Raw genomic sequence first — 11,634 nt, 5'->3', positions numbered from 1 at the left:
AGGTAGATTGTGGTTGAATATCCAGACAACGAAATGCTTCAGGAGTATGCACGGCGTACAAGAAAAAATATGGATTATGTCGTCGCATCTAAAGTTAGCTACGACCGTGATGTATATGAAATAACCCAGATAATTAATTCTCTGCTGGGATTGGTTGTATTTCAATACGAAGATTTTAATGAATTGATCGACGATACTCCTTTAGCTGGTTTAGATCCAAGAATATGGCCTGAATGCGTGCGTAATTTTGGCCCAGAAGGTTTCAGTTTGAGGGATTTCCTGTTCTGTTTTCGTAACGCGCTCGCACATTCTGATATTGAACTTATAGGCAACTCCGGGGTCATCGCTGGCGTAAAGTTCGGGCTGAATAATTGCTGGAAGCTCCCCGCTGATCCTTGGTATATAAGTTTAACTGGAAATGAACTCAGGCAATTTGTGGAGTCATTGTCAGATGTATTAAGTTCAATTTCAGATGATACGAATTTTCGAGTTAGATAATTTTTCGTCCAGCACAGGATTTAGCTACGAGCACGGAGATATAAATGAAATTACCATGGGGGCAGAACCAATATGACATGCTTACTCCCCGTATACCTTACCTCAAAAAATTACCTACCGTACTCTGGTATGATCGTAATATGTATGCAGTATGCGTTAAATATAATTCTCAAAAAAGCTTGAAAAAGGCCGCACAAATTCTTGGCTACTATTTTAAAAGGGAGAGCCGGTATGACTTTGCGCCATACGAAATAGAGTATCACGATAACAATCTCCAGTTAGTATTGTTTTTGAAGGAACGATACCGTCATTCTTATTACGTGATGGGATGTCTGGAGTTTGATTATGGGCAGCGATATTCAGATATTCCTGAAGGGTGGATGCTTTCATGGGCATGGCTACATCCATATATCCGGGGCAATGGTTATATGACTGCTTTGTATCCTCATCTCCTTGAGCGATATAAGGATTTTTATTTTGAGTTTCCATTGTCTAAGGCGATGTTTCATGTGGCGCGGAAATGTGGGTCCGATAGTCAGAAGAAATTGCTTGAGAAGTGTTAGTCTGTATGATTTTCGGCCTGATTTGATTTTTTAAACCCGGCAAATTAGCAGATGATTGACAAGACCTCGGACTTCGGTTCGAGGTCTTGTTATTTTAAAGTTAGCTTCCCTGTATGTTTTCTTACCGCCACTACATATAAATCTCCAAAGACTGGGCTGTAATATTTTTTGAGAAATTTTGTCTTTATCTGTCTTTCCATGTCCTTTTTTGTCTCTCCTTGTCTTTATGCGTTACTTATTGATATTATGATAGATTTCTTCGAAATCGTTCTCAAAAGACAAAAAAAGACATATGTTGCCACGGAGTCCGAAGGCAGGACAGGTAAGGTAGGCCCACTTTTTCAAAGCGGTGTACCTTACGTCCTGCTCAGCCTTGGGCTGAGGTTGGCTTATTCACCTTCGGTTCAACGCAATTGAAAAGATAACCGTGGAGAAATGCGATCCGTGCCCAGCAAAAAGAAAGTTATCAAAACCTATGTTTCGGAAAAGGAATATGAGCAAATCTGTTCAAGCGCAGAGCAGTGCAGCTTGTCTCTGTCTGCCTTTGCCAAGGCAGCATGTCTGGGCCATGAAATAAGAAGCAGCACCGACCAGCAGGTTCGCCGGGAGCTTCTGAAGCTTAATGGAGATCAAGGCCGTCTGGGTGGTCTTTTAAAAATGCTAATTTTGGACGATGACGACAATCGAAAAGCGGCTGAGAAGCTACTTAGAGAAATAGGTCAGACTCAACGGCAAATAGTCCAGAAGGTGAGGTCTATATGATTAGCCGCAGGATTGCTTGTAAGCCGCAAAACGATAATTACCGGAGGCTGGCCCAATATATTGCCGACGCCAAGCATAAGGGCGAAAAGAGTCTCATGTCATGGTGTGCAGGTTGTTGGGCCGGAGATGACTATGATTTGGCGATTCAGGAAGTGCTTGATACTCAGGATCTGAATAAGCGTACCCGTAAGGAAAAGACCTATCACTTAATCGTGTCCTTCAGGCCGGAAGATGAGTCCGTCCTTACGGCTGAAAAATTTAAAGAAATTGAGCAGGTGTTTTCCAAGGTTTTGGGCTTTGAGGAGTACCAGCGGCATTGTGGAGTGCATAAGAATACCAACAATCTGCACATGCACATCGCATATAACATGATTCACCCGGAGAAGCTGACCCGACATGAACCGTACCGGGATTTTCATAAGCGTGATCGGCTGCATCGTGAGCTGGAACAAAAGTTCGGTCTGAAGCTCGATAACGGCAGGCAAAAAGAATTGCTGCCCAAACGCAATAACGACCGTGCGGCTACTTATGAATCCCATTCCGGCCAGCAGTCTTTTGATTCATATGTAAAGGAGCGCAAGGATTTCATTTTGGAGTCCTTGCGTTCTTCGCATGGCTGGCAGGAGTTTCATGAATCATTGGCGCAGATCGGCGTCGAGGTCCGGTTGCGCGGCAACGGTTGTATCATTAAAGACCTTCATTCTAAAACGGCCATCAAGGCCAGCCGACTTGACCGTGATTTTAGCAAATCCAAACTCGAAGCCCTACTCGGCCACTATCAAAAGCCCGCAGAGTTCGTGGTGATGGAGAAAGACAGCTACGTAGCCCGTCCTCTGCATAAGCAGCGTGGCGAACTTTACGCTGAGTATAAGGCCGCTATAGCCGATAGGAAAAAGGTTTATGAAGCATTGCGCGAAGAACAGGATGGCCGTTGGAAGCAGATCAATTCTGATTGGGATGCCAAGGTCAAAGCCATAAGAAAAGACAACAAGCTGAGGCCCAAAGACCGCAGCCGCTTAATTGCTATTGCTACCGGCAGAAAGACGGCGGCAATGGAAATTTTAAAACAAGAAATGGCTGAGAAGCGTGCGGAATTGCGTCATAAAATACCTTTTAATCGCTGGAATGGTTTTTTGAAATGGAAGGCTGAAAACGGCGATGAAACAGCTTTGCAAGTTTTGCGGTCAAAGAAGGAGCCGATTCAAAGTAACTCCTCTCCAGAATTTGCTGGCACGGCCTCAAAAGTTTCAGATCTGAAGATCAAGCAGAGTAAGTTCAAATCAGATTTAAGTCTGGCTTGGAAAGACAAACGCAGGCTGCTGTCCATTTCCAAGATGCTTCAGTTGCAGGCCGAAGAGGCCAAGCGCGTAAACGATCCTGATCAACGTAATTTGGATCAAGTGACTTGGCGTGTGGATTCGTCTGGTAATATTCTCTACACGCTGAAGAACGGAGCAATGGTTAAGGACAATGGCGATAAAATTTTCTTCAGCGTGAATGATCTTGGGGCAAGGCAAGTGGCGCAGAGTTTTGCGCGGATGATGTTTGGGCGGAATGTGAAGGTTGAGGGGAATGGGATTGCTAGACAGCACCGAGGTCTTAGTCGATAGTGATTGAATTCGCCGTAACTGCCTATCGAGGAGAGGGAGAATGAAAGAATGTCACGAAATGTTAATACAGGCATTAATGGAACATGTCGAAAATTATCCTGAAAAAGCCGAAGAAATTTTAGAAAAAGCAAAAGATAAAGATTTTTTGTCAAAGGTTACGGATGACATAGCTGACGAAATTAAAGGAACGATAATATCTTATGTGTCAGATGAATTAGTAGAGAGAAGAAAGGAAAATACTAAATTTTTAGAGAATAACTATCGTAAATGGGATGATGGATTCGATTCTCTAGAGTCTTTGATTTTGATTTGTATTGATGCTGGGAATACATGTAATAAAATGTATGGGGCTGAGTTTGTAAAACAAAAAGATTTCCTCTTTGGCACTATAGTAAGACTCCATGCAAGAGCGTGTCATATAGCCAATGAAATTCTTTGTCTACTTAAGTCAGGATATGCTGACGGAGCTCATGCTAGATGGCGTGCTCTTCATGAGGTTGCTGTTACTTCATCATTTATAACTGCCAATGGTCAAGAATGCGCCAAAAGATATTTAGACCATGATGTGATAGAATCATACAAAGGCATGCTTCAGCAAAAAAAATTTGAGAGTCGGCTAAATGCTGAAGGGCCAACACAAGGCGAGATAGATTCCTGTAAAAAAGTTTATGACGAAATTGTTGCTGAGTATGGTAAAGAGTTCAAGGGGCAGTATGGTTGGGCATCTAAATTTGTATCTAAGAAAGGAAGAGTGAACTTTGCAGATATTGAGCAAAGTGTTGGGTCAGACCATTTTAGACCTTATTATAAGTGGGCAAGCCAAAATATCCATGCTGGGCCAAAGGCCTTGCGGAATCAATTGGGTATGTGTGAGTCAGAAAAGGATGTTTTACTTGTAGGTCCGAGCGATTCAGGAATGACGGACCCTGCTTCTTCGACGGCTTTGAGTTTGGTGAATATTACGACAAATTTATTGCTTATAAAGCCGACTCTAGATCATATTGCTATAATGAAGATTTTGGCTGAGCTTGCTGAAAATGTTGGTGATATTTTTTTTAAAATTGATTTTCCAGAGCTAGATAAAAATATGAATTAAATTATCTGTAGTCTCATGTTTTCATTGAAGGCACTTTTTATTGCTTAAATTCTGTTGCTAACAAACGATCTTCTGTAAATATTTTTCCAACAGCGACAGGATTATCTGTGCTGTTTGATTTGTTTTTTGGGTCAAAATACGGATTTGACGAAGGACGTCCTATTTCAAATTTATGTTGTAATTTAAATTCTTGGGTCATATTTGCTTGTGAAGAGTCCCTGAAAATTAAACTAACATCTATTGGCGGAAGTTCTTCAATTATAGGATTAATAGAACACGCCCTTGAGGCTACGTATTCTCTATGTCTTTGAGATATGTATGAAGAGCAAAAGTGAAGGTATATGTTGGAAATTGGGATAGTTATGGCTTCATGTGGCATAAGGGCATTTGTCCTATATTTCCACATGATTTGACCATTTTCAGTAATATAGTCCTCAGTACTAAATAGTCCGGGCGTCTCTCCATAAAATATTTTATCGATAGGTTTGATCCTAAATAAATAGGATGTCATTGTTATTTCTAGGTTTAGTGCTGGGGATTCAGAAATATTTTTAAAGACCAAAGTTGTTGAATTATATTTATTGCCAACTTTTTTTGCGACTCTATGAGAATTGCTGTCTGTTTTTTCTGGTGAAATTAAGGGCTCCCAATCGAACTTTAGGCTCCACCCATCGGGAACAGGAAATGAACTGTTTGGTTTCGAGACAAGATAATTAATATCGACCGGGGAAATCAAAGGGGTGTTAGTGAGTAGCCTTTCTCGTTTCATCTCGGTGATTACTTCTTTATTGAATTGTAGAGAGATACATAGGGCTATTACTGTGACGATTGAGGCTAGAGCGTTTATACAGTTTGTCCATGAAATATTCTTTTTTTTGACTCTATTGAATATTTTATATGCGTACATTTGCGGTGGATAATTAAAAAATATGTAAATAGCAAGAATCCTCCAGAGTCCATCTAATTAAACCTTACATCGCCATAGCCAACGGCAATTCTCCAATCTCACGAGATTGGTATAGGTCATTGAAGTCGGATAGCTCTTGCGTTTTTCGTTTTCGTTGAAATTGGATAAAATGATTTGGCGTGTTGATTCGTCTTGCAATGTTCTATACACGTTGAAGAATAGGCTCATGGTCAGGGGAAAGTCCGCATAAGAGCTTAAAACATAGGTCATGTTCAATCTTTTTCGAGGCAGGTATGGAGAATTATAGAGTTGTTGGGGAACGTGAAACGAATACTTTTGCGTATATGTTTATTGGCGCAAAGCAAATGCTTGAGCAGGCACAGGCTAGCGATGTAGGTGCCTTGTATAACCGAATAAGTTGCATTGTCTTTTGTGCATTTACTCTTGAAGCATATTTCAATCATTTTGGAGCATTAAGAGATAAAAAATGGAATAAAATTGAACGAAATATTCCAAAATTTAAAAAATATGAAAAATTTTGTAATCAATTAAATCTTGAAGTTAACTTCGATGTGGCTCCGTATTCAACGATTAAGGAAATATTCTCTTTTAGGGACACCATGGCTCATGGGAAAACAACTATTGAAGACGTAACTAAAGATGTATGCGTTCCCAACGAACAAATAAATAGATTCACGCTAGGGGCTAGCTGGGAAGAATATGCCACGAAAGAGAACGCTCAAAAGGCTATCAAGCATACTCAGAAAATTATTGTTGAACTGCATCAAGCGGCTGGCTTGGGTGATAATCCTTTTGCAGAAACGGGCAGTGCCTTTTTCGCTATGACAAAAATATCTTGAATTTTAAATTGACCAAGACTTCAGGTCCGTTTATTTTTTCATTAGCAGATTTCAATATGCTGACCACAGGCCCTGTTTCTTTGATTCAGGGGGTAGGTAGGGTGGTGGCGTCAGGACCATGGCGGCTGCTAAAAGATTCTGACAGAAATTGAGCTGATAGCTAAGGTCTCTTTTTTATTCAAAAAGGCATCCCTGTGTTAACTTCTAAGAACGGAAGAAAAAACTCCTTCTTATACAAATTAAAAAGAGAATCTACTCAGATTCTATTACCCGCACTGAGCCTCCAGATAAATACTGGACAAAGAGAAGAAGCGGAGTCGAGACCATGAGAGCTCAGCAGAGAAAGTCTGACTAGAAGACGGGCAAAATCTCAATGAGGAAATGCAATATGCAACTCCAAGTTGAAATGATCATTGCTATTGCTACGTTGATTACCGCTGTTTCTGGATGCTTGGACAAGATTGCCCGTATTCTGCGAGAGTATAGGCTTTTAAAATCCAAGAAATATGATTAATTAAAACCTTAAGTGGCTTCATTAGTATGGAGCCACTTTTTTGTTTACTATACGTAAGTAATAATAAACTTATTTATGTTGGTGTATATATTTTATATGTAGAGTTTTTTCAAAATACAGATGGTCCCCCCTCAGAGCCCATCTAATTAATTCTTACATCGCCATAGCCAGCGGCAATTCTCCAGCCTTCATGGATTTCGCCATCTTGATGGTCTGGGAGATCTGTTTCTGTACTTCTCCAAGTCCGCGAGACTGGTGCAGATCATTGAAGTCTGACAGGCCTTGCGACTTTTCGGCCTCGCTGAATTTGGGTGTTACCAACAAACCACCGACGGTTTTGGCTGCAGCCTCGGCCTTTTCTACCCCGACATTGTTTTTGAGGTGATGGTCGTTGTCGCTGACCAGCACGATGGTGCTTTTGGGGTATTTGGTTTTCAGGGCCATGGCGACCGGTTCTAGGTTGGAAGCGTCGAACGCTGCGACAGTGGGCATATTGCTTGCCATGTGTGCGCTGGCTGCTGTGGCGTAGCCTTCTGCAACAAGGATCGGACCGCCTTTGGCGATCTTTTCGCCGGGGTCGATGGTGTGGAACATGCCTGCTTTCAAGCCGCCTTTTTCAAAGAGCTTGCCGTCCGGGGTGATGGTTTGCAGGGTGTGGATATGGCCTTCAACGTCACGGCCCGGCACGAGCAGATCACCGTGCTCGTTGACCTTTACCGCGTAGTTGGGGACTCCCTTCTTGCTCAAGTATGCCTGTTGTTTGGTGGCCCATTGGGCGTTGGTCCACTTGGCGTAGGAACGTTTTGAGGCTTTTTCACGCTGTTCGGCAATGGCCTTTTCGCGTTCCAGCTTTTTCTGGGCAGCCTGTGCTTTGAGCTGGGCTTTCTGCTCTTCGGTCAGCTTGGTGCCTTCAGCCTTCCAATTCATTTTCAGGCCGGTTTTGTGATTCTGGATGAATCCGGCGGGATGGCCGTCAAGGAAGCCCTTGTATGCGCCGTCCTTTGAATTGGGTTTGCCGTCTATGACCGGTACACGGTGCAGAGTTCCGTCCATGATCGGCATCTGGCCCTGAAGATCAAGCCCGGCCTCTTGTATGGCCTTGGCGAATTCCTGAACTGCGTTTGTTTCCGGCGCAATGATCCTTTCCTTCGGCAGCCACTCAGCCAGCGGGCCGAGATCGGTTCCGGTGGGCGCAAACCAGAGCTTAGCTGATTTATCCCAGCGTGCTCCGTGCTTTTTGGCCAGCCACTTCTGTTTATACGGCACGTTCAGATAGGTCTTTTCCGTTGCAATATTCTTCACGGTGTTCTTGTTCTGTTGTTCAGGTTTGGTGGCAGGATCTTGAGCCTGTGCATTGGGCATCCAGCGGGCGAGCTGGTCAAGGTCAGTGCCTTCAGGAGCGAACCACATTTTCTTGTCCTTATCCCATTTGGCCCCAAGTTTTTTGGCTTCATTTTTTTCGGAGAACGGCACTTTGAGATAAGTCCTCCCCTTTGCCGGGAGTCCGTACATTGATTCCCGCTGCTCAAGCTTGGCCTTGTCCGATGTGGAGATGGATATGCCTTCTTCTTTTGTTTTTTGCTGACTGCGGTCCTTTTCGAAATCCAGCGTGTAATCCTTGATTTTTTCCGCGCTCTGGCAGGCCCGGATAATTTCAAAAGGGTCTTCCTCAAGCACTTTGACCCAGTTATCAACGTAGCTGAGATGCTGGCCGGGATCGTGGCTGAGGCCGAGTTCCGCGCTAATCATCCAGCTTGCGATCTCGGCACGTAGTTCTTCTTTGGCATAAATCTCGGAACCGAACGGCCCGAATTCCCGATCAAGGCGCGATTCATGTCCAGTCCAGTGTCCCAGCTCATGCAGGGCTGTGCTGTAATACTGATCAGAGTTGCCAAAGGCCGCATGCGGCGGCAGGTGAATCTCATCCGAGGACGGCCTGTAAAATGCCTTGTTGCGCTGGTCGTGGGTGATGCTGGCCCCGGAGTTCTGGAGAATGACTTCAGCCCGGTCGTCGGGGTTCCATGTGATCTCCCGGCCATCCCATTCCGGGATTCCGTCAATCTGGCTGGCGTGGAAGACATTGGAGAAGCGGATAATCGGCTTTGAAAGCATGACTGTCTGCGTTTGGGCGTTGCCGTCCTCATCCAGAATGTTCTTGTCGTTATCGTCTTTGAGCGCAATCTGGCGGGACATCTGCCAGAAAACAATAGATCGGGATTTTGAACCCTTGCGGACCTGCCAGCCTTTGGATTCCGCCTGCCGATAGGTCAGGAATCTGGGATCATTCAGATCATCCAAACCGAGCATGAGCTGGTTGATTCCACGATACACAGTGCCGGAAACCGGATTGAAGGCGGGCTGATATTCACCGGGTTTCCAAGGCTTGATCCACGGGGCTGTGCCGTCCTTCAACTTCTCGATGATTTCTTCAGCAAACCGCTGATAGTAGGGTGTTTTTTCTTTTGCCATGTCTATTCCTCCTCAAAAGGATCAAAAGAAGCATCTTCCGCATCCTCAAGGCTGAGCGCGGTTTCCTCAAAAGCCCCCATGTGGTCGGCCAGCTCCTGATCCACTTCCATGGCCGCACCGGGGTTTTCGCTCAGTTCCCGGTCAATCTGCCGGGCCTGTGCGTCCATGTGTTTTTTAATTTCATTGTTTGTGTGCATTTTTTCTCCTTGGTTTATTTTTCAAGTTTTGGTTTTCCCTTCTCGTCAAAGCAGCGGAATTTGCAATCCGAGAAGCCGCTGCATCCCCACCAGAACAGCCCTTTGCGCTTGGCCGGTCTGCGGATCAGGCCCTTACCGCATTCCGGGCAGATGTGTTCCGTGGACGGTTCCAGCTTCTGCGCAGGTTTGGACGTGAGATCCGGCTGGCCGGATTTATCAGGGAAGGTCGCTTTGCAGTCGGGATAATTTGAGCAGCCCCAGAATTTTGTTTTGCCTTTGCGGGACCGCAGAATTCCGGTTTTGCATTTGGGGCATTGCACCCCTTGAACCCTGATATTTAGCCCTTCGCGCTTAACGCGTTCAATTTCCTGAGCAACCGAACTCTCCACTTCCTCAATGAACTTGAGATGGTTTAGTTCTCCGGCTTCAATCTGCTTTTGCTTCTCATGCCAGAGCGCGGTCATGTCTGGCTTCACAGCGAATTCCGGCAGGGCATTGTGGAAATTGCGGCCCAGCTCGGTGCTGACGACCTTCTTGCCGTCCTCGCCCAGAAAGCCGCGCCTGAAGAGGGTGTCGATATGAGCGTCACGGGTGGCCGGAGTTCCGATCCCGCCAGCTTCGTCCTGTTTGTCGCTGTCTTTGTCCAAGAGCAGTTTTTTGATTTCCGGGTCGGTCACGTATTTGGCGACTGAGGTCAGGTCTTTGAGCAGAGTTTTCATGGTGTAGCGTGCGGGAGGCTTGGTGAAAGCCTGCACGAATTCGGCGGAGTTCACTGGGCCGGAACCACCCTGCTGAAGCCGGTACAAATCCCGTTGACGTTCAGCTTTTTCGTATTCCTTGCGGGCCAGCTCATCCAGCATCCTCCAGCCCGGTGAGCTGTTGACCCTGCCTTCAGCCCTGAAAGTGTGACCGGCAATTTCCAGTTCAACCTTGGTGCTTACAAACTCCGCCGGGGGATAGAACTGGGCGATGTAAAGCTTGGCGATCAGTTCATAAATTCGCCGTTCATCCTGCGTGAGCTTTTCCAGCTCCGGCACATTCATGGTCGGAATTATGGCATGGTGCGCGGTGACTTTCTTGGAGTTGAAAGCCTTTGATTTGAGCTTGGGGGTGGCGTATTCAGCCATGTCTCCGAAGGCCGGAGTCAGGGAAAACAAGAGTTCCGCAGCCTCGGCGTGTCGCTCGTCGTTGAGGTAACGGCAGTCACTGCGGTTGTAGGTGATGGCTTTGTGCTGATCGCGCAGTCGCTGGGTGATTTCCAAGACTTTTTTGGGCTTGAAATTCCAGAGCCCGGCGGCATCGGCCTGCAAAGCCAGCAGGTTATACGGCAGTGGAGGATCGTTTTTACGCTCGGTGGTCTGCACGGAAAGGACTGTTGCTGATTTGTCTTGAATATCGCCCACAATCTTGCTGGCAAATTCAGCATCAATGATCCGTCCTTTATCGTCCACGGGTGCTTCCGCTGCTGGAATAAATTCCGCTTCTACAACCTGATCCGCCAGAGCGATCCGGGCTTTGACAACGTGGTAAGCCTGCTTTTCGTGGCCTTCATGGACGCGGTCACGCGCAACCACCAGTCCCAGAATTGGAGTCTGGACCCGGCCCACAGAAAGAACACCCTGATAGCCCTTTTTCTGGGCCATGGTGGAATAGCAGCGGGTCAGGTTATAGCCGACACGCTGGTCGCAGACCGCACGGGCCAGCGCGGACATGGACAGCCCGTGAAATCTGTTGTTGTCCTCCATGACTTTCAGGGCCTTCAGAATTGCCGGGCCGTTGTTGTCGTTGATCAGGAGTCGTTTGGTCGGCTTGCCGGTTAATCCGGCAAACTCGATGACTTCATCAACCAGCCGTTGACCTTCCGGGTCCGGGTCGCCAGCGTTGATCAGCTCGTCAGCCTGATGGGCCATTTCGATGATTTTTTTCAGATGGGCGGCGTGCTTTTGCTCCGGGACATAGCTGACCGGCCATTTCATGGGCAGGGTTTTAAGATCCCAGAGCTTGTAACGCTCATCGTGTTCTTCTGGATCAGTGAGCCGCAACAAATGACCCCAGAGCCATGTGATGCTGTCGCCGTTGACATGGAAAGCCGCTCCGGTCGGTCTGGCAGGACCGCCGAGGGCTTGAGATATGGCTTCCGCCACATCCCGTTTTTCCG

At 46.1% G+C, this 11,634-nt stretch carries 10 protein-coding genes; 6 read left to right on the top strand and 4 right to left on the bottom strand.

Features of this window, described 5'->3' with window-relative positions; genetic code table 11:
- The first annotated feature begins 9 nt into the window (after positions 1-9).
- The 5 genes from FMR86_RS18820 (at position 10) to FMR86_RS18795 (ending at position 4,529) form a co-directional block, all read left to right on the top strand.
- The gene (locus FMR86_RS18820; protein ID WP_163352947.1) at positions 10-498 is read left to right on the top strand and encodes a HEPN family nuclease; all 489 of its coding nucleotides are present in this window, start codon (positions 10-12) and stop codon (positions 496-498) included.
- A gap of 44 nt (positions 499-542) precedes the next feature.
- The gene (locus FMR86_RS18815) at positions 543-1,061 is read left to right on the top strand and encodes a hypothetical protein (protein WP_163352946.1); all 519 of its coding nucleotides are present in this window, start codon (positions 543-545) and stop codon (positions 1,059-1,061) included.
- Positions 1,062-1,505: 444 nt separating this feature from the next.
- Positions 1,506-1,823: a conjugal transfer protein TraJ gene (locus tag FMR86_RS18810; protein ID WP_239057294.1), complete on the top strand. Its 318-nt coding sequence runs from the start codon at positions 1,506-1,508 to the stop codon at positions 1,821-1,823.
- Entirely contained in the window at positions 1,820-3,433 is a 1,614-nt protein-coding gene (gene traI, locus FMR86_RS20640) for a TraI/MobA(P) family conjugative relaxase (protein ID WP_239057293.1), read from the top strand. The genes FMR86_RS18810 and traI overlap by 4 nt, the downstream gene beginning before the upstream one ends.
- A gap of 40 nt (positions 3,434-3,473) precedes the next feature.
- A complete protein-coding gene (locus tag FMR86_RS18795) occupies positions 3,474-4,529 on the top strand; it encodes a DUF5677 domain-containing protein (RefSeq protein ID WP_163352944.1) in 1,056 nt (351 codons plus the stop codon).
- Between the two features lie 37 nt (positions 4,530-4,566).
- Here the strand turns inward: FMR86_RS18795 and FMR86_RS18790 are convergent, their stop codons facing one another.
- Positions 4,567-5,298: a hypothetical protein gene (locus FMR86_RS18790; RefSeq protein WP_163352943.1), complete on the bottom strand. Its 732-nt coding sequence runs from the start codon at positions 5,296-5,298 to the stop codon at positions 4,567-4,569.
- A 431-nt stretch (positions 5,299-5,729) separates the two neighbouring features.
- Here FMR86_RS18790 and FMR86_RS18785 point away from each other — a divergent pair, with 431 nt between their 5' ends.
- Complete coding sequence (locus FMR86_RS18785) at positions 5,730-6,296, top strand: hypothetical protein (RefSeq protein WP_163352942.1); 567 nt, start codon at positions 5,730-5,732, stop codon at positions 6,294-6,296.
- A 667-nt stretch (positions 6,297-6,963) separates the two neighbouring features.
- Here FMR86_RS18785 and FMR86_RS18780 read toward each other — a convergent pair.
- From FMR86_RS18780 to FMR86_RS18770, 3 genes are all read right to left on the bottom strand, one after another.
- Positions 6,964-9,279, bottom strand: a complete 2,316-nt coding sequence (locus FMR86_RS18780; RefSeq protein WP_163352941.1) for a zincin-like metallopeptidase domain-containing protein — start codon at positions 9,277-9,279, stop codon at positions 6,964-6,966.
- A 2-nt stretch (positions 9,280-9,281) separates the two neighbouring features.
- On the bottom strand, positions 9,282-9,476 hold the full coding sequence (locus FMR86_RS18775) for a hypothetical protein (protein WP_163352940.1): 195 nt from the start codon (positions 9,474-9,476) through the stop codon (positions 9,282-9,284).
- A 14-nt stretch (positions 9,477-9,490) separates the two neighbouring features.
- Positions 9,491-11,634, bottom strand: a 2,144-nt coding sequence (locus FMR86_RS18770) for a DNA topoisomerase (protein ID WP_163352939.1), incomplete at its 5' end; no start/stop codon positions are given.

The sequence above is a fragment of the Desulfovibrio sp. JC010 genome, assembly GCF_010470675.1.
In the GTDB taxonomy this organism is placed as follows: domain Bacteria; phylum Desulfobacterota; class Desulfovibrionia; order Desulfovibrionales; family Desulfovibrionaceae; genus Maridesulfovibrio.
This window is presented reverse-complemented; position numbering and strand designations above follow the sequence as displayed.

Bases quoted from the DNA above. Each gene is read 5' to 3' on its own strand.
- FMR86_RS18815 (WP_163352946.1), top strand. From the start codon at position 543: ATGAAATTACCATGGGGGCAGAACCAATATGACATGCTTACTCCCCGT.
- traI (WP_239057293.1), top strand. From the start codon at position 1,820: ATGATTAGCCGCAGGATTGCTTGTAAGCCGCAAAACGATAATTACCGG.
- FMR86_RS18795 (WP_163352944.1), top strand. From the start codon at position 3,474: ATGAAAGAATGTCACGAAATGTTAATACAGGCATTAATGGAACATGTC.
- FMR86_RS18790 (WP_163352943.1), bottom strand. From the start codon at position 5,298: ATGAAACGAGAAAGGCTACTCACTAACACCCCTTTGATTTCCCCGGTC.
- FMR86_RS18785 (WP_163352942.1), top strand. From the start codon at position 5,730: ATGGAGAATTATAGAGTTGTTGGGGAACGTGAAACGAATACTTTTGCG.
- FMR86_RS18780 (WP_163352941.1), bottom strand. From the start codon at position 9,279: ATGGCAAAAGAAAAAACACCCTACTATCAGCGGTTTGCTGAAGAAATC.
- FMR86_RS18775 (WP_163352940.1), bottom strand. From the start codon at position 9,476: ATGCACACAAACAATGAAATTAAAAAACACATGGACGCACAGGCCCGG.